The organism is Rhizobium sp. CB3060 (assembly GCF_025200735.1).
Taxonomy (GTDB): Bacteria; Pseudomonadota; Alphaproteobacteria; order Rhizobiales; family Rhizobiaceae; genus Rhizobium.
Genome location: NZ_CP104159.1, coordinates 2,107,301 through 2,129,276 on the forward strand (window position 1 = coordinate 2,107,301; position 21,976 = coordinate 2,129,276).

Annotated in this window: 21 protein-coding genes and 2 pseudogenes; 9 read left to right on the forward strand and 14 right to left on the reverse strand. The window is 60.8% G+C overall.

Features of this window, described 5'->3' with window-relative positions; all coding sequences use genetic code 11:
* Positions 1 to 25 precede the first annotated feature (25 nt).
* Positions 26 to 766 carry an SDR family oxidoreductase gene (locus tag N2601_RS28895; protein ID WP_260304484.1) on the reverse strand — a complete coding sequence of 247 codons (741 nt, stop codon included), beginning with the start codon at positions 764 to 766 and terminating at the stop codon, positions 26 to 28.
* A gap of 101 nt (positions 767 to 867) precedes the next feature.
* Here N2601_RS28895 and N2601_RS28900 point away from each other — a divergent pair, with 101 nt between their 5' ends.
* Complete coding sequence (locus N2601_RS28900) at positions 868 to 1,836, forward strand: LysR family transcriptional regulator (RefSeq protein WP_260304485.1); 969 nt, start codon at positions 868 to 870, stop codon at positions 1,834 to 1,836.
* Positions 1,837 to 1,859: 23 nt separating this feature from the next.
* Positions 1,860 to 1,994, forward strand: a complete 135-nt coding sequence (locus N2601_RS28905) for a hypothetical protein (protein ID WP_260305289.1) — start codon at positions 1,860 to 1,862, stop codon at positions 1,992 to 1,994.
* Between the two features lie 7 nt (positions 1,995 to 2,001).
* Here the strand turns inward: N2601_RS28905 and N2601_RS28910 are convergent, their stop codons facing one another.
* The 3 genes and pseudogenes from N2601_RS28910 to N2601_RS28920 all read right to left on the reverse strand — a co-directional run bounded on the left by N2601_RS28910 (position 2,002) and on the right by N2601_RS28920 (position 2,900).
* Complete coding sequence (locus N2601_RS28910) at positions 2,002 to 2,223, reverse strand: hypothetical protein (RefSeq protein WP_260305291.1); 222 nt, start codon at positions 2,221 to 2,223, stop codon at positions 2,002 to 2,004.
* A 4-nt stretch (positions 2,224 to 2,227) separates the two neighbouring features.
* Positions 2,228 to 2,406: pseudogene (locus tag N2601_RS28915) on the reverse strand (metal transporter); the annotation flags it as partial.
* Positions 2,400 to 2,900, reverse strand: coding sequence for a winged helix-turn-helix transcriptional regulator (locus N2601_RS28920; RefSeq protein ID WP_260304486.1), 501 nt, complete (start codon positions 2,898 to 2,900; stop codon positions 2,400 to 2,402). The pseudogene N2601_RS28915 and the gene N2601_RS28920, both read right to left, overlap by 7 nt.
* Before the next feature lie 138 nt (positions 2,901 to 3,038).
* Here N2601_RS28920 and N2601_RS28925 point away from each other — a divergent pair, with 138 nt between their 5' ends.
* The 5 genes from N2601_RS28925 to N2601_RS28945 all read left to right on the forward strand — a co-directional run bounded on the left by N2601_RS28925 (position 3,039) and on the right by N2601_RS28945 (position 8,645).
* Positions 3,039 to 3,563 (forward strand): hypothetical protein, encoded by a 525-nt coding sequence (locus N2601_RS28925; protein ID WP_260304487.1) that lies wholly within the window; start codon positions 3,039 to 3,041, stop codon positions 3,561 to 3,563.
* 31 nt (positions 3,564 to 3,594) lie between these two features.
* Positions 3,595 to 4,221 carry an isochorismatase family cysteine hydrolase gene (locus tag N2601_RS28930; protein ID WP_260304489.1) on the forward strand — a complete coding sequence of 209 codons (627 nt, stop codon included), beginning with the start codon at positions 3,595 to 3,597 and terminating at the stop codon, positions 4,219 to 4,221.
* A 111-nt stretch (positions 4,222 to 4,332) separates the two neighbouring features.
* Entirely contained in the window at positions 4,333 to 5,661 is a 1,329-nt protein-coding gene (locus N2601_RS28935; protein ID WP_260304490.1) for an epoxide hydrolase family protein, read from the forward strand.
* A gap of 196 nt (positions 5,662 to 5,857) precedes the next feature.
* Complete coding sequence (locus N2601_RS28940) at positions 5,858 to 7,174, forward strand: epoxide hydrolase family protein (RefSeq protein ID WP_260304492.1); 1,317 nt, start codon at positions 5,858 to 5,860, stop codon at positions 7,172 to 7,174.
* Between the two features lie 421 nt (positions 7,175 to 7,595).
* Entirely contained in the window at positions 7,596 to 8,645 is a 1,050-nt protein-coding gene (locus tag N2601_RS28945) for a DMT family transporter (RefSeq protein ID WP_260304494.1), read from the forward strand.
* Between the two features lie 352 nt (positions 8,646 to 8,997).
* Here N2601_RS28945 and N2601_RS28950 read toward each other — a convergent pair whose 3' ends face one another.
* From N2601_RS28950 to N2601_RS28980, 7 genes are all read right to left on the reverse strand, one after another.
* Entirely contained in the window at positions 8,998 to 9,441 is a 444-nt protein-coding gene (locus tag N2601_RS28950) for a DUF411 domain-containing protein (protein WP_260304495.1), read from the reverse strand.
* 29 nt (positions 9,442 to 9,470) lie between these two features.
* Positions 9,471 to 10,925, reverse strand: coding sequence for a multicopper oxidase family protein (locus N2601_RS28955; protein ID WP_260304496.1), 1,455 nt, complete (start codon positions 10,923 to 10,925; stop codon positions 9,471 to 9,473).
* A 119-nt stretch (positions 10,926 to 11,044) separates the two neighbouring features.
* Positions 11,045 to 11,404, reverse strand: a complete 360-nt coding sequence (locus N2601_RS28960; RefSeq protein WP_260304497.1) for a hypothetical protein — start codon at positions 11,402 to 11,404, stop codon at positions 11,045 to 11,047.
* Positions 11,405 to 11,637: 233 nt separating this feature from the next.
* Complete coding sequence (locus N2601_RS28965) at positions 11,638 to 14,808, reverse strand: efflux RND transporter permease subunit (protein WP_260304498.1); 3,171 nt, start codon at positions 14,806 to 14,808, stop codon at positions 11,638 to 11,640.
* Complete coding sequence (locus N2601_RS28970; RefSeq protein ID WP_260304499.1) at positions 14,805 to 16,262, reverse strand: efflux RND transporter periplasmic adaptor subunit; 1,458 nt, start codon at positions 16,260 to 16,262, stop codon at positions 14,805 to 14,807. Before N2601_RS28970 ends, N2601_RS28965 begins: the two co-directional genes overlap by 4 nt.
* On the reverse strand, positions 16,259 to 16,666 hold the full coding sequence (locus tag N2601_RS28975; protein WP_260304500.1) for a FixH family protein: 408 nt from the start codon (positions 16,664 to 16,666) through the stop codon (positions 16,259 to 16,261). The genes N2601_RS28970 and N2601_RS28975 overlap by 4 nt, the downstream gene beginning before the upstream one ends.
* 123 nt (positions 16,667 to 16,789) lie before the next feature.
* Positions 16,790 to 17,152 carry a hypothetical protein gene (locus tag N2601_RS28980; RefSeq protein WP_260304501.1) on the reverse strand — a complete coding sequence of 121 codons (363 nt, stop codon included), beginning with the start codon at positions 17,150 to 17,152 and terminating at the stop codon, positions 16,790 to 16,792.
* A gap of 169 nt (positions 17,153 to 17,321) precedes the next feature.
* On the opposite strand from N2601_RS28980, the gene N2601_RS28985 reads away from it, so the two are divergent.
* Complete coding sequence (locus tag N2601_RS28985) at positions 17,322 to 18,509, forward strand: IS481 family transposase (protein ID WP_104822956.1); 1,188 nt, start codon at positions 17,322 to 17,324, stop codon at positions 18,507 to 18,509.
* Between the two features lie 393 nt (positions 18,510 to 18,902).
* Positions 18,903 to 19,154: pseudogene (locus N2601_RS28990) on the forward strand (carboxymuconolactone decarboxylase family protein); the annotation flags it as partial.
* A 60-nt stretch (positions 19,155 to 19,214) separates the two neighbouring features.
* On the opposite strand, the gene N2601_RS28995 reads toward N2601_RS28990, so the two are convergent.
* The 3 genes from N2601_RS28995 to N2601_RS29005 all read right to left on the reverse strand — a co-directional run bounded on the left by N2601_RS28995 (position 19,215) and on the right by N2601_RS29005 (position 21,705).
* Entirely contained in the window at positions 19,215 to 19,598 is a 384-nt protein-coding gene (locus N2601_RS28995; RefSeq protein ID WP_260304502.1) for a DoxX family protein, read from the reverse strand.
* Between the two features lie 104 nt (positions 19,599 to 19,702).
* Positions 19,703 to 20,452 carry an SDR family oxidoreductase gene (locus N2601_RS29000; protein ID WP_260304503.1) on the reverse strand — a complete coding sequence of 250 codons (750 nt, stop codon included), beginning with the start codon at positions 20,450 to 20,452 and terminating at the stop codon, positions 19,703 to 19,705.
* Between the two features lie 437 nt (positions 20,453 to 20,889).
* On the reverse strand, positions 20,890 to 21,705 hold the full coding sequence (locus N2601_RS29005) for an MBL fold metallo-hydrolase (protein WP_260304504.1): 816 nt from the start codon (positions 21,703 to 21,705) through the stop codon (positions 20,890 to 20,892).
* Positions 21,706 to 21,976 lie beyond the last annotated feature (271 nt).

Consider the following 21,976-nt stretch of genomic DNA (forward strand, 5'->3'; position numbering starts at 1 on the left):
ACACCCTTCAGAGTTCAGTTTGCGATCAGACGAGGCGGGAGCCGCCGTCGACGTTGAGCACGGCGCCGTTCATCCAGCCATTGGACATCAGGAACACGACGGCGGCACCTGCTTCTTCGGCCGTTCCGAGGCGGTGGAGCGGCAGGCTCCGCGTGAGGGACTCGACAAACGCGCCCCTGCCCTCACCAAGCGTCTTCGACAGGATTGGCGTATCGATCGGGCCAGGCGACAGCGTGTTGACGCGACGAGGGGCAAGTTCGACGGCGAGACCGCGGGCGAAGGCCTCCATTGCAGCGGAGGCGGCAGCGAGCACGGCAGTTCCATAAGCGTTCGGACGGTCTGCGAGCGCACCAGAAATCAGAGTGATCGAGGCATTGGGCGCAAGCTTTTCGCCTAGCGCACGCAAAACATGGACCGCCGCCCAGATGCGCTCATCAAAGGCCTTGCGCAGGTGCGCGACGTCTGCCTCCAATACCTTGCCGGCGACGAAAGTGCCTGCAAGAAGCACGAGATGATCTACCTGTCCGACGTCGGCGAGCGCCGCATAGATCGTCTCCGAATCCGTGACATCGGTCGCCCGCCAACCCTCGAAGCCGTTCTCGACGGCGACATTGCGCGATCGGTCGCGGTCGGTGCCGACGACAGTCACCCTCGCTCCTGATTGTTTCGCCTGGCGGGCCGCCGCAAGGCCGATGCCCGAAGTGCCGCCAATGATCAGAACGTGCTCGCCGGCAAGCGTCGGGTTGCTAGCTGTGGTCTCGGTCATTTCATCTCTCCTAGAAGCGCCGCGATGGCGCGATGGAGAAAGATCTAGACTATCGCTCATGGCTTGATAATCAGGTTTGCTTTCGCTTTACTAATGCCATCATGGAACAAATTGGAATTGACCGGCTAACGGGGATCATTGCTTTTGCCAGAGCGGCGTCGCTTGGCAGCTACACGGCGGCGGCCCGCTCGCTATCGATCTCGCCGTCAGCTGTCAGCAAGAGCGTGCAGCGCCTCGAACAGCATTTCGGTGTCAGCCTGTTCACCCGCACGACGCGGTCCTTGTCCCTCACTCCTGAAGGCCGGGATCTGCACGAGAGGGCGCTGAGGCTTCTGAGGGAAGCGGAGGAGATCGAGCAGGCGGCGGTGGCCGCCCGTGCCGAGCCCGCAGGCTTCATGAAGGTAACGGCACCACTGCCGATCGGCGTCCATCTGATCGCCCCCGCCCTGCCAATGTTTCGAAAGCGGTACCCAAAGGTCATCGTGGATCTGCGGCTCGGCGACCGCTTCACCGACCTCGTCGAGGAGGGAGTCGACGTTGCGATCCGGGTCGGAGAACCAGCCGATTCGAGGCTAATCACCAAGAAGCTGGCCCCCAACCGGATTTGTGCGTTCGCCTCTCCCTCCTACATCAAAACCAGAGGCCGCCCGGAACACCCGGACGATCTCGTCGGCCACGACTGCGTGAACTTCAGGTACCAGAGCAGTGGACAGACGCTACGCTGGCCGTTTCGGATCGGCGACAAGGTGATGGAGATCATCCCCAACGCGGCGACGATCCTCGACAACAGCGATGCGGTTGCAGCGGTGGTCGTGGCCGGCGGCGGCATCGGCATATCGCCGACCTATATTGCCGCCCCGTATCTGAAGCGCGGAGAACTGATGCCGGTCCTGAAGGACTTCGCAGTCGACCGGAGTAGCATCGCAGCGTTCTGGCCCGAGAGCCGGCGCGGCAATCCGAATGTCAGAGCCTTCGTATCGTTCCTCGAAGAGATATTCCCAACGCCGACGCCCTGGGATCTCACGTTCGAGAGGAGCCCGATGGCGGGGGTTAATACCTCATCAGCCTGATCATCTACCGCAAATCACCGCCTTTGCTGAACGGCCGCATCGACTGGACGACGATCGGTGAAGCCTCCCGGATCGGTGACGACATCACACCAGAGCTGAAAAAGCACCTGCGCCGTGGCGTCGATGCGAAACCCCTGTTTGCCGAAGCGATTGCATAACCGAGCCTCAACGGCGCGTCGCATATCTCGTCAACTGGACATGGTTCTCGATCGTCCAGGCGTAAGACAGCCTGCCGTTGCTCGCGCGGCGGCCGAGCTGCGCCTGTCGGCGCGCCAGGTCTACAAATCTGCTTGCCCAATATCGGGACGAACGGATCGTCATGGCCCTGCTGCCGCGCGCCGCCGCAACCCGGCGAAAGTAGCTTGCGGGCGAGATCAAGGCAATCATCAGCAATGCCTTCCGTGATGTTGTGCAGCGTAAAGCCCATCACGAGGAATGTCCCAACCCCGGCCGGGCCTGCAGCAAAGGCAGCGCCAAGCGCGATATAGGTGGCGAGCGCAAGCCCGCTTGGCCTCCCCTCGCGTGCGCGATCGCCATCAGCAACAGAAACGCCGCGACAGGGATCAAGATAGTGCCTTAAACGCCTCCCACCGCGCTTGGCGTTCGGCCTGGTATGCAGGACTCGGGTCGGGGATCAGGTCGTCGCGGCGCAGCGTCTGGCCGCAGCCTTCGCAAACGGGACCGAGCCCTGTGGGCTTGCCGCATGTGCGGTGCAGATAATTGATGGCCCGGCCCTCGTCAGGCAACTTGCACCATGTTTCCCCCCAGGCCCGTAACGCCAGAATGACCGGGTAGAAAGCCTCGCCCTTCTCGGTCAGATGGTATTCGTAGCGCGGCGGCCGCTCTGTGTAACGACGGCGCTCGACCAGGCCGTCCTCCGCCAGCTTCTTCAGGCGCGCCGCGACCATTTGCGGTGTGCCGCCGGTCTGGGCCTGGATTTCCTCAAATCGATGACTGTGCATGAATAGTTCACGCAGGATCAGCACGGTCCAGCGATCGCCGACAACTGCCTCCGAACGGGCGATCGGGCAAAGCGTTTTGATAGCAGAATTTTTCTCTTCCATATCACTTTCTTTTTCATAGGTACTTGCAACTATGATTTTCATAGGCAATATAAGGGAACGTTGAAACACATGCAAGCCCTCGAAGGCGTTGCAAGGCAACGTCGTAATCAAGCTTGTCCAGTAACGAAGGAGCGCATCATGAACGACTACGAAATCGTCGATTCAAGCTTTGCCGCCGTCATCAACGCACCGATCGAGAAGATCGACATTCCGAAATGGTGCTTCACTCTTCCGGAGGACGAGTACCAACGCTGCTCTCCGGCACACATCGCCGCCGGCTTCACCACGGCTCCGGACGGCAAGCGCATGTCCATCAACGTCGAGACGGTCGGCGGCAGCCTGATGGTTCAGCACTATGTCGAGACCCTGGGTGAAAAAGATCACCTGATCCTGGAATCCGTTTCGGATATAGTCACGCCGGTAGGCCGCACTACGATCCATGTGCTTTGGGAACTGAGCGTCCGACGCATCGACGACCAGACTTGCGAGTTCACGAACCACGTTCGTTCCAGAGCAACGGAAGAGTTCAAGGCCTTCCTTGACAGGCAGGGCATCCCTTTCGACGTCTTCCGCTCACAGCGACAGCCGATGTCGATCGCGCACAACAAGGGCGAAACGCCGCTCTTTGCAGCGAGCATCGAGCGCGCCGCACTTCGTAATTGAGTCCCAACACCTCAGGTTATTGGAGACAGTCATGTCAAAGCCAAATTACAGCAAGCAAACGACCGCCTTGCTCCTCGTCGATCCCTACAACGACTTCCTGTCCGAGGGCGGGAAAGTTTATCCACGCCTCAAGCCGGTCGCCGACGAGGTCGGCCTTCTCGACAACCTCTGCCGGTTGGATCGCGCCATCCGCGCGGCCGGCATTCAGGTGGCCATCGCCCCGCACCGGCGATGGGAGCCGGGTGACTATGAGGATTGGGATCACCCCAACCCGACCCAACAACGGATCATGCACCAACACCAGTTCGCGCGCGGCGAATGGGGCGGCGAATGGCACCCAGATTTTGCGCCGAAGCCAGGCGACATCGTCGCCAAGGAGCATTGGGGGCAAAGCGGCTTCGCCAACACCGACCTGGATTTCCGGCTGAAGCAGAGGGGGATCACTCACGTGATCGTGGTTGGACTGCTGGCAAATACCTGCATCGATACCACCGCTCGTTTCGCCATGGAACTCGGCTATCACGTGACCCTGGTCCGCGATGCGACCGCCGCCTTCTCACACGAGTTGATGCACGCCGCACATGAATTGAGCGCGCCGACCTTCGCCCATGCGATCCTGACGACCGCCGAAGTGATTGCAGCGTTGCCCAAGGCGTAACGACCGCGCTACCCGCCGGCGCTTAACGGCGGCCATCATGAAACGAGTGCCATCGCGTCGCCGCCGGCCAAGGCCCGGCGCACGACTAAGCACGACCTGAAAGGTACGACAATGACCAATCTGGAGAAGACGCATCAGAGCGTCGCATCATCAATACTGCAAACGCCGACACGCCGCGAACTACTCGCCGGTGCGGCAGCTGCAGGGGCCATCAGCCTGCTCCCCCGGGCGTTGCGCGCGGCGGTCCCGAGCGACTCGATCCGCCCCTTCCGCGCCGACATTCTGGATGAGCAGATCGCCGATCTCCGCCGGCGCATCCTCACCGCTCGCTGGCCCGACAAGGAGACCGTCGCGGATTACTCCCAGGGCGTGCCGCTCGCGACGATGCGGGACCTCGCCCGCTATTGGGCGACAGACTACGACTGGCGCAAGGGTGAGGCGAAACTGAACGCCTTTCCGCAGTTCATGACCGAAATCGACGGGCTGGACATCCACTTCATCCACGTTCGTTCGAAGAATCCGGATGCACTTCCATTGGTTATCAATCATGGATGGCCGGGCTCTGTCATCGAGCAGTTGAAGATCATCGAACCGCTCACCAACCCCACGGCCTATGGCGGGAGCGAAGCGGATGCCTTCCACGTGGTGATCCCGTCGATGCCGGGCTATGGCTTCTCGGCCAAGCCGACGAGCACCGGCTGGGGTCCAGAACGCATGGGGCGAGCCTGGGCCGAACTGATGAAGCGCCTCGGCTATGACCGCTATGTCGCCCAAGGCGGCGACTGGGGCGCGTTTGTCGTCGACCAGATGGGCTTGCAGAAACCTGCGGGGCTGCTCGCCATCCACACAAATATGCCCGGGGTGGTTCCAGCAGACATCGACAAGGCGACGTTGGCTGGCGAGCCACCACCATCCGGTCTCTCAGCCGAAGAAAAACGCGCCTACGAGCAGCTCCTCTTCACGTACAAGCATGTGGCAATTTACAAGATGATGGCGGAGCGGCCCCAGACCTTGTACGGCCTCGCCGATTCTCCCATCGCTCTCGCCGCCTACATGCTCGACCATGGCGACGGTGGCGGCCAGCCCGCAGCGGCGGTTCTCGAGGCCCTGGACCGACACGAGAGCGTCTCCGGTGAACTGACCCGGGACGAGATCCTCGATAACGTCACGCTTTATTGGCTGACGAATACTGGCGTCTCTGCGTCGCGGCTCTACTGGGAATATAAAGGCGGCTTTTTCAACGCCAAAGGCGTCTCCATTCCCGTGGCCGTGACCGTCTTCCCCGGCGAGCAATATCAGGCCCCACGCAGTTGGACCGAGCAGGCCTATCCTAACCTCATCTATTACAACATGGTCGACAAGGGCGGCCACTTCGCCGCCTGGGAGCAACCAAGGATTTTTGCTCAGGAACTCAGGGCGGCGTTCAGATCACTGCGCTGAACTGGAGGGCGCAGACGGCTTCCTCCCGCCGTCCGCGGCACTCCTCCCGAACTGTATAGCTGATCAGGGCGCGCTAGTTGAATCGATAAACTATCAACGAGGCGACTGACCCGCCACCGGAGGAAGGGTGGAACCGCCCGCTCAGGCTGATCCCTGGGCGGGCGCGGATGCAAATCTCAAACAACAGGAGGCTATCATGCCACGAGCTTCATTTTCACCGACAAGGCGTGAACTGCTGATCCTTTCTGCCGCGACCGGAGCCATCGGTTTTCTCCCGAAACGCGGTGGCGCAACGAACGCAAATGCCTTGATCCGTCCCTTCACCGTCAACACCCCGCAAGCCGAGATCGACGATCTCCGACGCCGCATCGCTGCGACCCGCTGGCCTGAGCGCGAGACGGTCGCCAACGAATCGCAGGGGGTACCGCTCGAGACGCTCCGGGAACTCGCCCACTACTGGGCGACCGACTACGATTGGCGCAAGTGCGAGGCGAAACTGAATGCATCTCCTCAGTTCATGACCGAGATCGATGGGCTCGACATCCATTTCATCCACGTTCGCTCGAAACACGAAGAGGCATTGCCTCTCATCGTAACGCATGGGTGGCCGGGGTCAATCATCGAGCAACTCAAGATCATCGATCCTCTGACAAATCCAACTGCGCATGGCGGCATCGCAGCGGATGCTTTCGACCTCGTCATACCGTCAATCCCCGGCTACGGCTTTTCGGGCAAGCCGACTGCCACGGGTTGGGACCCGGCCCATATCGCACGCGTCTGGACCGTGCTGATGAAGCGCCTCGGATATCAGCGATTTGTCGCGCAGGGTGGCGATGTCGGCGCACTGATCACCAATGCGATGGCCAAACAAGCGCCACCGGATTTGCTCGGTATTCATTCTAATTTCCCGGGCACCATTCCTGCCGAAATGTCCAAGGCGCTCCAGACTGGTGATCCGCCGCCAGCCAGCCTTTCTGCGGAAGAGAAACGCGCGTTCGAACAGATCAGCGATTTCAGGGCAAAGCACTTCGCCTATGCCGCAATGATGTCGACGCGGCCACAGACGTTGTATGGGCTGGCGGATTCGCCCGTGGGGCTGGCGGCGTGGATGATCGATCACGGCGACGGCTACGCACAACCGGCGGCATCCATCACCTCCGCGATCGCAGGACAAACGATCAGCGGGCGCAGCGCGGGTGCGGTCACACGGGACGACGTGCTCGACGGCATCACACTCTACTGGCTGACGAACACTGCCATCTCGGCCGCACGCTTCTATTGGGAAAACAAGGGGATGAGCGCTCTGAACGCCGTCGATATCTCGATTCCCGCAGCCGTGAGCGTCTTTCCCGGTGAAATCTATCAGGCGCCCCGAAGCTGGACGGAACGGTCGTACCACAAACTCATCTATTACAATCAGGTTGAGAAAGGCGGACACTTTGCCGCCTGGGAACAGCCTGAGCTGTTTGCCGCCGAACTCAGAGCTGGTTTCCGATCTCTCCGCCGCCGGTGATCGTCATTGGCGAAAGTACGAGGCCGAAACAAGTTGCGGGCCACGTATCTCCGCAGCCAGTCGGCCATGCCCCGTCCTCTAGACGCTCCGCGCCTTAGACCGCGACTTGCCCGACCTCGAGCGGTTGTAGCCGACCGATGCACCAGACGGTGCGCCTGGTTTCGGGCTCAGGAGGACTGAGTGACCAGACGCGACTTGCAGCTTGCCGGCTGCACAAGCTGCCATGCGCGGAACGAACGCAGCCGTCGTTGGAATCCTTGCCGCCGCGCTCTACGTCACGTATGGACGGGCACCGTTCTCTCTTTGGGATTTCGCGCTGGCGCTAGGCTGCTTTTCTGCTGCTGATCGTCTGGACGGCGTCATCTTGAGTCGTCATTCTGCTGCTGGCGATCGCCAGTGTCGCTATCGGTGGAGTATTGCAATGAACCGTATCGGCGTCGTCCTGGCACTGTTGTCTGCGCTCCTGTTCGGAGCCAGCACGCCCTTTGCCAAGCTGCTTCTCGGTTCGGTCAGTCCATGGATGATGGCCGGCTTACTCTATCTTAGTGCAGGTCTCGGCCTTGCGGTCATCCATGGATCGCGCGCGGCATTACGCCTGCCGGCACTCGAGGCCCCGCTGCGGCGCGCGGACATGCCATGGCTCGCTTTGGTGATCCTCGCTGGCGGGCTGCTCGGTCCGTTGCTGCTCATGTTCGGCCTGACGCGGACCGACGCTGCGACGGCCTCGCTGCTCCTGAACCTTGAAGGCCTTGCGACCATGGGCATCGCCTGGATTGTGTTTCGCGAGAATGTCGACCGCCGGCTTCTGGTCGGCGCCTTTGCAATCCTCGCTGGGGCCGCCATCTTATCCTGGCAGGGACAGGCTTCGATCCAATGGGGCGCCTTATTGATCGCCGGTGCCTGCCTGTGCTGGGGGATCGACAACAATCTTACACGCAAGCTGTCGTCCGCCGACCCTGTCCAGATCGCTATGCTAAAAGGGTTGGTCGCGGGAACGATCAATCTCACCATCGCCGCAGCGAACGGCATCGCATTTCCGCCGGCGGGCTTTATTCTCGCTGCCGGCGTGATCGGCGTGTTGGGTTATGGCGTCAGCCTTGCGCTGTTCATTCTCGCGCTGCGCCATCTCGGCACCGCGCGGACGGGGGCCTATTTCTCGCTTGCACCGTTCGTCGGCGCCGTGCTTGCCGTTCTGATGCTGGGCGAACCTCTGTCGATGACGCTCATCATCGCCGGGTGCCTGATGGCGGTCGGGTTATGGCTACATTTGTCCGAGCGGCACGACCATGAACATGTTCATGAGGCGCTCGAACATGAACATCGGCATAGCCACGACGAACATCACCAGCATGAGCACGGGCCGGATACGCCGCCCGGCGAGCCGCACACCCATTGGCATCGGCATGCTCCGCTGGTGCATCGACATCCGCATTATCCCGATCTGCACCACCGCCACGATCACTCCCATTGAAGAGTGGCATCCAATGTCATGTAGGTTTTTTAGCTTCTACGGCCACAGAGAGATAGAACGTCCCCGATAAGAAGGTCAGTTCGCCGATCGAGATGATTGCGCGGAAGTCGGCAAGCGAGAGCGGCTGGCCCGCATCGCTGAACCGAAGCGCTGGCAAGGTTGCCGGCGCTTGATGCTGTAGGAATTTGTGCGGACGGCCGCTGTTTTCTGGTCCAGGAGCTGAAGCCTGGTTCGGATCGCACCACGCGCGCCAGACAAACACGGTGGCGACGACGCCGTACCGATGCTATCCAGTCATACGTCGTGGTCCTGTCCGCTGATCGGGTCATGCGGTCGGTCTCCCGTCCCGACGTCATGCCGCCGCATATATGGTCGGTGCCTTGCCGTCCTTGGTGACGGCGTAGATTATGAAGTTCTCGGTCTTGGTGCCGGCCATCCCGGGTGAGCCCATCGGCATGCCCGGCAGGGTGATACCGGCGATCGCGGGCTTCTCGGCGAGCAGCTTCTCAACGACATCCACCGGCACATGGCCATCGATGACGTAGCCGTCGATGAACATCGTATGGCAGCCCTCGAATCCTTCCGGCACGCCGGCCTTGCGGCTGATTTCGGCAAGGTCGTTGGTGGGTTTGACGTCGACCTCGAATCCGTTCTGGCGCATGTAGTCGGCGTAGCCCTCGCAGCAACTGCATTGCGGGTTCTTGTAGAGGACTGCGTGCTTGCCGCTGGCGGCGAGTGCCGGAAACGGCAGGAGCAGAATGGCGGAGCTTGCGAGGAGGAAAGTTCGTCTTTGCATGGCAGTATTCCTTTCATCAGGGTTGGGGTTCAGGCGACGCGCAGCACGGTCATCAGGCCGCTCATCTGGTGGTCCATCACATGGCAGTGCAGCATCCAGTCGCCGGGATTGTCGGCGACGAAGGCAACCTCCACGACATCCTTCGGCGCCATCAGTACCGTGTCCTGCCACTGGCGATGCGGCACGGGCTCGCCGTTCCGGGTCAACACCCGCATGCTGTGGCCGTGGAGATGCATCGGATGCCACCACGCGGTCTCGTTTCGAAGCGTCAGGACGATGCTGCGGCCGCGCTGGAACGTCAGCGCCGGTTCCATTCCGGCATGGCCGTCGCCGGTCATCGACATGCCGTTGATCGCCCAGGCAGCGCCGCCGCCCATGCCCATCATCCCCCGCATCATTCCGCCACTCATCATGCCGCCCATGCCAGCCATCGCGCCGCCGCCCATCATGCCGCCCTGCAGCGTCAGGTCATGGCGCTCCGCTGCAGCAAGATCGGGCTCCGGCAAGGGATTACGCGGGAGATCGGTTGGCGTATCGGGTGGATGGGACCGCAGGGGCGGCTTGTCGTCGTAGGCGAGTTGTGTGACGGGATAGGACAGGCCGTCGTAGAAATCGTCGATGACGGCGTAGCGCCGGCCGGGTTCGCCCTGCATGTCGAGCACGACGTCGATACGCATGGCGGGGCCGAGGAGCATGCGCCCACCCTCAGGTTCATGAGGATCGCAGGGCTGACCATCGATCGCCACGATCATCGGCCGATGTCCCTCGAAACGCAGCGCCATGATCCGGGCGAGCGACGCGTTGACGAGGCGCAGGCGAATGCGTTCGCCAGCCCGGACTGGTTCGGTCTCCGAGACCCGACCGTTCAGCGTCACGGTGTTGCCGACGCGGCCGGACATCGCCGCCTCCATTGCATTGCCGAAACCGGCGGCGATCTCTCCGTCGGAGGTCAGTCGCCAATCGGCAAGCAGCCACAGAAGGTCGCGGTCGACGGTGACAGCATCGCGCTCCTCGACGATGACGGCGCCGGCGAGACCGCGGCCGAGCTGTTCCAGACTGTTGGCGTGCGGGTGATACCAGAAGGTTCCCGCATCCGGCGGCGTGAATTCGTAGGCGAAGCTCTCTCCGGGTCTGATCGGTGGCTGCGTCAAGCCGGGCACGCCATCCATGGCGTTGGGAAGCCTGATGCCGTGCCAATGGACCGTGGTCCCCTGGTCGAGGCGGTTTTCGACGACGAGCCGGGCGGATTCACCCTGGCGCAGGCGGACGACGGGACCCGGTACAATGCCGTTATAGGCCCAGACATCTGTCTCCGGATCATCTGCGCCGTGAAGGCGCACCCGGCCTAGAGCGGCGATGTATCGCTGCTCGACGGTCGCGGCGGCCCGCGCTGTCAATGGAGACACGGATGCAGATAGGAGGAGGCCAGTCGCGGCTCGTAGCAGGCTCCGGCGCGATATTCGGTCATGAGATTCAGTATGCACGTTCGATCCTTCCGATCATCGTCGATGATGGAACGCGCAGCCTCTTTGGTCATATGGGACGAATGGCGAGGACGCGTTCGTTCGCTCGGCTCGGCCGCTTGCGGGCGACAGCCGAGATGTCAGCCGATGTCGGAGGTTCGCGGTGGATCGGGTTCGGGGAGCTGGTTCCTGCCGTGAAGGAGCAGATCAGAGACGAAGGCGGAAACCACCTTCTCCCCGTCTGGGACGACTGCCGCAAGCGGTAGCGGCGCAATGAGGGGACTGATACAGACGGTGCTGCAAACGATCGCCTTCATGCCGTTGTCATCCGCCTTGCCGGGGCAATCCGGGCAACCGCCGTGATCCGGCATGTCAATCGCGGACATCGTCGCCATTTGCGCGGCCACGGCGCTGGCTCGAACGACGGTCAGGCTCATCCCCGCGGCGACAAGGACCGCGAGGAACAGAGCGACAAGCTTTCGAGCCTGAACGTGTCTCATGGCAACAGGAGGATGATCCCGAACCGCGCCGAAAGCAAGCCATGTCCTCAGCCGCACCGGCGCCCGCAACATGGACTCTACCCACGACAGGAACATCGTCGTCAGCGGTAGAACAGATATTTGATCAACGCCGCGATCACCAGTACGACTACGACGATCCCGAGCAGACCCGCAAGGCCCATGCCCCACATCATGCCACCGCCCATCATGTCGCTCATCATCGGCTCCTCCTTTCATTCGGCTGCCTCGAGATTGCGCTCGTCTTCCTCGACGAACCCGCCCTCGGCAGATGCGGCCGGCAGCCGCCATCCTTTGACCAATCCATAGACCGCCGGGATGACGATCAACGTCAGCAGTGTTGAGGATATCATGCCGCCGATCATCGGTACGGCGATGCGCTGCGTGATCTCCGAGCCGGTCCCGGTCCGCCACAGGATCGGCACCAGACCGGCCATGATGGCGACGACGGTCATCATCTTCGGCCGGACGCGTTCGACCGCGCCGACCATGATGGCCCGATTGAGGTCCAGCCTGGAGAAGGAACGGCCCTCCTTCTCGCAGGCTCCGCGCTGTTCCTTCATGGCGTGGTCGAGATAGATCAGCATGATCACCCCCGTCTCGGCCGCCACGCCCGCAAGGGCGATGAAGCCGACGGCGACCGCCACGGAGGCGTTGAAGCCCATCCACCACATCAACCAGATGCCACCGACGAGTGCGAAGGGCAGCGACAGCATGACAATCATTGTCTCCGTCAGCGCCTTGAAGTTCAGATAGAGCAGCAGGAAGATCAGCGCCAGCGTCAGGGGGACGACGATGGCAAGCCGTGCCTCGGCGCGTTGCAGATATTCGAACTGGCCGCTCCAGGCGACGGAATATCCGGGCGGCAGCTTGACGCTTTTTGCCACCGCCTGCTGTGCCTCGGCGACATAGCCGCCGAGATCGCGGCCCGCGATGTCGACATAGACGTAGACGGCAAGCTGGCCGTTTTCTGTGCGGACCGTCGTCGCACCGCGGGTCAGCTTGACATCGGCCACTTCGCCGAGCGGAACCGTTCCGCCGCCCGGCAGTGAGATCTGCACGTCGCGGGCGATCGCCTGCGGATCACTGCGCATGGCGCGCGGATAACGCACCGCCACGCCATAACGCTCGCGGCCCTCGACCGTCGAGGTCACGACCTCGGAGCCGAGCGCCATGCCGATGACCTCCTGGACGTCGTTGACGGTCAGCCCGTAGCGGCCGAGCGCGGTGCGATCGGGGCCGATGTCGAGATAGTATCCGCCGATCACCCGTTCCGCATAGGCGCTCGACGTTCCGGGTATGGTCTTCAGCACGTTTTCGATCTGCCGCGCCACCTTTTCCATCTCTCCGAGATCCGTGCCATAGACCTTGACGCCGACCGGCGTCCTGATGCCGGTCGACAACATGTCGATGCGGCCGCGGATCGGCATGGTCCAGGCGTTGGAGACGCCGGGAAACTGCAGTGCCGCATCCATCTGCTGCTTGAGGCTGTCGACGGTCACACCCGGCCGCCATGCGGACTTCGGCTTCAACTGGATGATCGTCTCGAACATCTCGGTCGGCGCCGGATCGGTGGCCGTCAGTGCCCGACCGGCCTTGCCGAAGACACTCTGCACCTCGGGGAAGGACTTGATGATGCGATCCTGCGTCTGCATCAACTCGGCCGCCTTAGTGACGGAGATGCCGGGCAGCGTCGTCGGCATATACATCAGCGTGCCCTCGTCGAGATTGGGCATGAACTCGCTGCCGATGTGTTGCGCCGGCCAGACGGTCGCCGCCAGGATCAGGACCACCACGCCGATCGTCAGGGTTTTCACCTTGAGCACACCGGAGATGACCGGGCGGTAGAGCCAGATAAGGATGCGGTTTACCGGGTTCTTCTGTTCGGGCACGATATGCCCGCGCACGAAGACGACCATCAGGGCGGGAACGAGCGTTACCGACAGGAGTGCGGCGGCCGCCATCGAGAAGGTCTTGGTGAAGGCAAGCGGCCCGAACAGCCTGCCTTCCTGCGATTCCAGCGTGAAGATCGGCAGGAACGACACGGTGATGATCAGCAGGCTGAAGAACAGCGCCGGTCCCACTTCGCTTGCCGCCTCGACCAGGATTTCCACACGCGCCTTATCCGGCGGCGCTCGCTCAAGATGCTTGTGAGCGTTCTCGATCATGACGATCGCTGCGTCGATCATCGCACCGATGGCAATGGCAATGCCGCCAAGGCTCATGATGTTGGCGCCAAGGCCGAGCATCCGCATGGCTATAAAGGCAATCAGGATGCCGACCGGCAGCATGACGATGGCGACGAGCGCACTTCGAACGTGCAGGAGAAACGCGATCGTCACCAAGGCGACGACGATCGATTCCTCCATCAGCGTGCCCTTCAGGGTTTCGATGGCCGCCTCGATCAGGGTTGAGCGGTCGTAGACGGGCACGACCTCGGTGCCGGACGGCAGGCTGCCTTTGACATCGTTCATGCTCTTCTTGGCATTCTCGATCACGGTCAAGGCGTTTGCGCCGAAGCGCTGCAGCACGATGCCGCCGGCCACTTCGCCCTCGCCGTTGAGCTCGGTGATGCCGCGCCGTTCGTCCGGAACGAGTTCCACCCTCGCAACGTCGGCAAGCCGCAGCGGCACACCGTTCTGGCTCTTCAGCACGATGTTCTCGATGTCGGGAATGCCCTTGAGGTAGCCACGTCCGCGCACCATGAACTCGAATTCGGACAGCTCGATCGTGCGGCCGCCGACATCGGTATTGCTGGCGCGCACGGCGTTGGCAACATCATTGAGCGAGACTCCTTGCGCCTTGAGGCGAGCGGGATCGACGACGATGGAATATTGCTTCACGAAGCCGCCGACGCTTGCGACCTCGGCGACACCTTCGGACTTCGAGACGCCGAAACGCACCACCCAATCCTGCAGAGAGCGCAGTTCGGCAAGCGAGAGCTCCTTGGCGACGAGGGCATATTCGTAGACCCAGCCGACGCCCGTCGCGTCCGGCCCGAGCGTTGGCGTGACGCCTTGCGGCAGGCGGCTTTGTGCGGCGTTCAGATATTCGAGCACGCGGCTGCGCGCCCAGTAGGGATCGGTGCCGTCGTCGAAGATCACGTAGACGAAGGAAACGCCGAAGAAGGAGAAGCCGCGCACGACCTTCGACTTCGGCACCGTCAGCATCGAGGTCGTCAGCGGATAGGTGACCTGGTCCTCGACCACCTGCGGGGCCTGACCGGGATATTCGGTGTAGACAATCACTTGAACGTCGGAGAGATCGGGGATGGCGTCGAGCGGCAGGGAGCGCAGCGCATAGACGCCGCCCGCCACGGCAAGTGCTGCGCCGACGAAGATCAGCACGAGGTTATGGGCGGACCAGGAGATGATGCGCGAGATCATGGTTTGGCCTCCTCGGGCGTCATGGCGCTGAGCGCAGCGTTGAGATTGCTTTCGGCATCGAGCAGGAAATTCGCCGAGACGACCACCTTGTCGCCGGCGGCGACGCCCTGCTGGATCTCCGTATTGTCGTCGCCACGGACGCCGAGCTTGACGTCCTTCGGCTCAAACCGTCCGTCTCCCTTGTCGATGAACACGACCTGACGATCACCAGTGTCGACGATCGCGCTGTTGGGAACCGAGACGACGGGGCTTAGAGCGCCGGCTTCGATCTCGACATCCGCGTACATGTTGGCCAACAGGGTGCCGTCCAGATTGGGAAGCTCGATGCGCACCTTTGTCGTACGCGTCTGCATGTCCACCGCGGGATAGACGAGATCGACGGTGCCATGGAAGGTCCTGCCGGGGAGGCTGCGGATTGTAACGTCAGCCTTCCCGCCAACCTTCACGGAGGCGAGTTCGTATTCCGGAACGTCGGCGGTCACCCACATGTCGGAGGTATCCGCGATACGGAACAAGGTGTCGCCGGGCTTCGCCATCATGCCTGCTGTTGCCGTGCGTTCGAGGACGACGCCGTCGCGCGGGGCGGTATAGGCCATGCTCGTCGGCACCTGACGTGTCCGGGCAATATCGTCGATCACATCCTGCGGAACGCCGAGGTTCTTCAGGCGCAATGCCGAGCCGGCGTCGTTGCTACCGCGCGAGCCGTCGCGGCCGGCGGCGTATTCCGAAGCGGCGGTGGCGATCTCTCTCGAGTAGAAGCGGAACAGCTTCTCGCCCCTGCCGATATGGTCGCCTGTGGTGACGTCAGCGACGTCGTCGACGAAGGAATCGGCCCGCATCGAGATCACGCTGACGAGGCGCTCGTCGAGCGTCACGGTGCCTGGCACCTCGACCTTGCGGCTGATGCTGGCCATCTCGGCCGTGGCTGTCTTCACACCGGTGCGTTGCAGCTTGCCGAGCGAGACCTTGACGGTCGAGGCGTCGGACTGCTCGCCCTCGTAGACAGCGATGTAATCCATGCCCATCGAATCCTTCTTCGGCACCTTCGAGGTGTCGGGCAGACCCATCGGATTGCGGTAGTAGAGGATTTTCCCCTTCGTCGGCTCGGCCGCCGGCTTGTTGTCCGCCACTTTTGCGACGGCCGGCTTGGCGGTCTGATTTGCGTCGAAGGACAGATCTTCGCTGGCGTGGACGCCGAGGAAATCCCGGCCGTCCGGTGTTTTCGTCGGCACCGCCGAATAGGCAGGACGGCCATCGGGGTCACGATAATAGATGATCGGCCCCGATGCCGCCGCTGTTGCCGTCGCGGCGACCGCGACGCTTTCAACGCCGACGATCGAGCGCAGCCATGCAAGGTCAGGCAGCGCGACACCACGCTGCCCGGCCCAAAGGCCCCCTGCCCCCGCCGCCAGCACGGCGACGAGGGTGAGGCCGGTTCGACCGGCTTTTGTCATGGGACGGCCTTGAACTCGAGCTTGTTTTCAAGGCTGTCGGTCTCGCCCTGGACCTTGGCGCCGAGCGACAGGCGCCAGCCGCCAGCCATCGGAATCTGCGCCTTGAAGCGGTAGACACCGGGCTCGACCGTTGGCAGCGCCTCGATCGGCTCGGCCATCATTTCCATGCCGTCGGGCGCCATGTCGACGCGCTGGGCGAAGATCACCGCGTCGGGGACGAGCTTGCCGGACCTTTTGTCGACTAGGCGCACGGCGATCTCGGCCGCGTTGCCCGCCTTGATCTCGTTTTTGACGAGCTGGAACTCATAGTCCTGGACTTGAGCCCAGGCTTGGGAGGTAAGGCCCGTGAAGGTCAGGCCGATCAGCGCTGCGATAGCCGCAGGCTTCAAAGTGAAAAGCGTCATTGTTGGTTTTCCCAAATTCATCGTTGGTTCGTGCGAATGCACGGGATAGCTATGGCGCAAAGCCACGCATTCACCGCTCGGGGTTGGCCGAACGGTTACAAAGTCCCAAAGGACGCGATGAATTCAGGTTCGTGGAGGTCGGTCCGGCGGCGCACCGATCGTCGGCTCCCGCATCCGATCGCGGAAAAGGTCGACATTGGCGCCACGATCGAGGCGAAACAGGGCAAATTCCCCGTGCGCGAGACCCGGAACGCATTTCGCCATGCAGATGGCTGCGAGCGGACAGGACTTCTGGCAGTCTGGCAGGGATTGTTTCTGATCCGGGCAGCACGGCATGTCGTCAGCCATTGCCGCCATGTCCATCGTCTGCATCATCGCCTCGGCCGTCATGGTTTCAGCCGCCGAAGGCACAGCCATCGGAGCGGTCAGAAAGCCCAGGATCGCAAGGACCGAGAGCAGACGGGCGATAAGGGACCAGAGTCTCATGACCGCAAGGCATGGCATATTGTGCGTCACAGGAAAAGACGGGCCATGTTCACGTTTTCGACAGATCGTTGCGACAGCACATCATTTCCGGCGCTGCCCGACCTGAGAGATAGGTGACGTTTTGTACCGGAGACATGGGTGACACTTTTCGCTTTGGCGGGAGGTGTTGATGCCGTGGAGAGAGACTTCGGTTATGGAGGAACGTCTTCGATTTGTCGCCCGTCTGCTTGAGGGCGAAGGCATGAGCGATGTGTGCCGTGCGTTCGGCATCTCGCGCAAGACCGGTTACAAGATCTTCAACCGTTACAAGGACGAGGGGTTGGAGGCACTGACGGATCGGTCACGTCGGCCGGTGCGCTATGCCAATCAGTTGCCCGAGCCGGTCGAGGCGATGATCGTGCGGCTCAAGAAGGACAAGCCGCATTGGGGTGCGCGTAAGATCCGCGAGTTATTGGTCAGGAAGCTTGCCGGCGATATACGTGTGCCCGCCAAAAGCACGGTGCATGCCATTCTCGACCGGCACGGGCTGGTCGCTCATGCCCGCAAGCGGCAACGCCATCGAGCCGAGGGAACGGCCTTATCCCAGGCGCTCATGCCGAACGATCTGTGGTGCGCCGACTTCAAGGGCGAGTTCAAACTTGGCAATGGCGGATACTGTTACCCGCTGACGGTGACCGACCAGGCCTCGCGTTTCCTTCTTGCCTGCGAAGCCTTTGAATCAACGCGCGAGCAGGGCGTGTTCGAGGCCTTCTGCCGGCTGTTTGCCGAGCGCGGCCTGCCGCTCGCCATCCGCAGCGACAACGGCTTGCCGTTTGCCTCGCCCAACGGCCTCTACAATCTGTCCAAGCTGTCCGTTTGGTGGCTGAGACTCGGCATCGTGCTCGAACGCATCAGGCCAGGCCATCCGCAAGACAACGGCCGGCACGAGCGTATGCACCTGACGCTGAAGAAAGAGGCTACCCGTCCGCCCGGCAGAAACATCCTGCAGCAGCAGGCCCGCTTCGATGCATTCGTCAGCGAATTCAATACCGAACGGCCGCACGAGGCACTGAACATGAGAACGCCGGGCAGCCTCTATGTCTCATCATCGAGATCCTATGAGGGCCTGCCGGAGATCAATTACCCCTTCCACGACAGGGATGCGCTCGTCACCAACTGCGGCCGCATCTGCATGCACCGCAAGAAGATCAATATCTCGACCGTTATGGCAGGACAAAAACTCGGCATCAAAGAAGTCGACGACGGCATTTGGCTCGTCAGCTTCATGCATTATGATCTGGGATATATCGACCTGGAACAGAGGACCTTGCAAACCATCGACAACCCGTTCGGCACGAGGTTGTCACCCATCTCTTAGGGACAAACTGTTACCTATCTCTTCGGTATGGACACGCAGCATTATATCGCCTTGAACGGATTCAAACCAGCGTACCTCTGATCATTCAACAACTAAGTCACTGAAAACAATAGAAATGTGGCGGAGGCAATTTATGGAACTTGCACGCTTTGCTTATCTGCTTCACACCTTCACAGTATCCGAGGAAGCCTAGTTTACGCTTGCATCGCAGACAGCCGTCATCTGATTGACTCGAAACATTGGAGGATTGGCTGAACTACTGCGCAAATGATTGAGCCGCTATTAGCGTTGCAGCGGCACTATCTTTAGAAGAGGCTTTTCGATCGATTTCGCTTTGAGACTTACTATCGTATTTTGTAGATGTGTTTCGACCTCGATAAATTCTATTCCTTCATCTCCGGCTATAGCGTACTGGCAAAGGCCGCAGATTCAGCCAAGCACCTCGACGGAAAAACCCGTGAACCGATAACCCTCGCCATGGCTGTCATAACTCGATACGATGGCTGCATCGCGAACCGCGTCGAGACAGTAATCAAACATGGGACGACGCGGGAAAAAATCGCCGAGGCTCTCGGCGTCGCAATATCCCTCAACGCCGGCGCCGCATCGTGGCCGGTTCACGTCTTAGGATTTATCCCGTCGTGAACCGCCTTCTTAACATTGGACCAGTGTCGAACACCGTAGACTTAATCGGCCTTTGGCCGATCAAATCGCCTTAAAGCGGAGAGCGCCCCTTTGAAGATACATGATCCCGAAAAGGATCAGGCCGAACACGATCGGATGAATCCAGTCGTGATGAAAGACCGTCAACTGCGTGGCGAAGGCACCGATATCGATCGGCACCAGCAGCAGTAGGGCGGCCCACGGAGAGACACGCGGCACCAGCACACCCGCCCCGCCGACAACTTCCAAAGCCCCGGTTAGATACATGAACCAGAGGCCCAGACCCAGACGGTTGAAATCTTCAATCATCATCGGCGTTGCCAACAGTTTCATCATGCCCGTAGCAATGAAAACAAAGCCCATGAGCCCGCGTAGAACCCAAAGCGTTGTCTTCCATCTAGGTGTCAGTACAGAATCCTTAGCCATGAAACTTCCCGTCCATTCCAATTAGCGTTAGTCAATCCAACCTGAAAGCTCACCCACCTCGGATGGACCGGATGAACTTGCTCTGCTTGGAGGTGGCGCGGTTCTCAGACTTGATTCCAGCCGCCATCGACGCAAAGTTCGCTGCCCGTCAGGTAGGACGAGTCGTCGGAAGCGAGGAACAAGACGGCTTTTGCGATCTCCTCGACAGTGCCGCTGCGATGCATCGGAATTTGCGTATGCACCTGGGCCTTGGTTTGTTCGATCATTTCCTCGCTCACGCCCGATTTGCGCGCCTGATCGGTATCGATGTAGCCAGGCGCCATGGCATTTACCCTTATGCCTTTGTCGATGAGTTCCACGGTGAGCGATCGCGCCAAAGAGCGAATAGCGGCTTTGCCCGCCGAATAGACGCTGACATAGGGCATGCCCTTCGTGGACAAAGTCGTGGTATTGAGAACGATCGAGCCACCAGAGGTCATGAGCGGCAGGAGCTTCTGCACCGTGAAGTAGGTTCCCTTGAACGTGCAGGCGATCGTGAAATCGAATTCTTCTTCGGACATGTATTCAAACATGTTCGGGCGCGCCGCACCGGCGTTCGCGAAAAGGATGTCGACACGGCCGTACTCTCTCTCGACAAATTCGCGTAGCGCTTCGATGTCCGCTAACTTGGAAATGTCGCAGGCGATCGCGCCGGTGCCGTTTCCGATGTTCTGGGCCGCGATATCAAGCCTCGCCTGATCGCGGCCAGTGATGACAACCGTCGCGCCTTCGCTGACGAACAGCTTGGCTGTCGCCAGCCCCATTCCATCGCTGCCGCCGGTGATAAGAGCGACCTTTCCATCCAATTTACCCATATTCATCTCCAATTCGTCTTTGAATGCGCCCGACATAAACCGCACCATTGCAGGACGCGGGGGGACTGGAGAAACATATATGAAGTATCTTTCAGTTTTTGAATTCGCTTATTGGAAGCGCTCGTAGTGGCCGACAACTCATTGAAACATAATGGGGCATGGCCAACTTGCAGCCGCTGCGATCCTCATTTTCGAGGCGGCTATTCAGGTTTGAGGCGGACTTACCCTACTCCACACAGTATGCCCCCGTGCCAGCGTATTGCCTCACGGTGACCAGGAGCGCACTGCGCCAGACCTGATCCTGAGCTGTCCTCGAGGAAGCGGTCGGACCCGAACAAGCTTCGGGTTCCATCGATGAGGGAGCAGGCCTTGCACTCTGCGTCCTCATCAACTCTCAGGCTCAGGTCAGGTCCGAGATTTCGGCGTACTCCCGGGGGTTACGGCTGATGCCCCAATCTCACCACCATCTTGGGGTGACGCTCACTCAAGGCTTTCAGCGCGAGCAAGCTCTTCCGTTCCTTTGCCCGGTCGTAGGTGTAAGTTCCAGGTTCAACGCCATGATCCCACCCCCAACGGGTGTGACAGGCGTCACCGGTCAAGAGAACCGGACCTTCGGGAGTGCGCGCCACAAAGGAAACATGGCCTGCGGTATGTCCGGGAGTAAGGATCGAAAAAAGCGTTCCGTCTCCGAAAACATCGACGACACCGTCAAACCTGTCGTTTGAATCCTTGGTGAATTGAAATTCCCGGATGGCGGGCCTGCCTTCAAAGAACCTGTTTTCCATACCCTGGACGAAAAGATTCTGAAGCTGCCTGGTATTGGCTTCGCCCATGCCGGTGTAGAACGGGATATCGGTCGGAACATCCGGCATGCCGGAAATGTGATCGAAATGGAGATGCGTCATCAGGACGCCTTTGAGCTCGACACCTTTGGACTGCACAGCCGACAGGGGCTCGTTGCGAACTTTCATCCTGTCGAGTTTGGCAAAGTTGCGGATCACCAAGCCGACCCCGACCCCTTTAGGATCCTGCACGAAGCGCTTTGAAACGCCGGTGTCAACCATAAAGGCTCCGTGGCTCGGATGCCGCAGGAGATGCGTGTATATCTCGATCGGCTCCTCGCGATCCCTGATTCCTGCCTTGACGGCCACCGGGTGCTTCAGATTGAGTAGCCCCGACAGCGGAGCCACCCAGTTCGCACTCAGGATGGTCTCGACCTCGATCGGCCCGGGCTTATCGATCAAAGCCTCCATGGCCGATGAACTAATCGGCCTGCCCAGATTTGCTGCGGTAGTCGGATGCCTAGTCTGCATAAAGCACGCGATACACATGTTGGTCTCCCATTCATAATGATTGCTCCCGATGTGAACCGCGTTGATCGTGGAGCGGTGGGAACCAATCTTATATATGAAGGATCTTTCAGTTTTTGGATTCGCTTATTTGAATCAGTCCTCTATCGCCGCTAACCCCATGTAAATCCGCGCACTGGGATTGCCCGGTCGCGTCCCTTGACACCATTTTCGA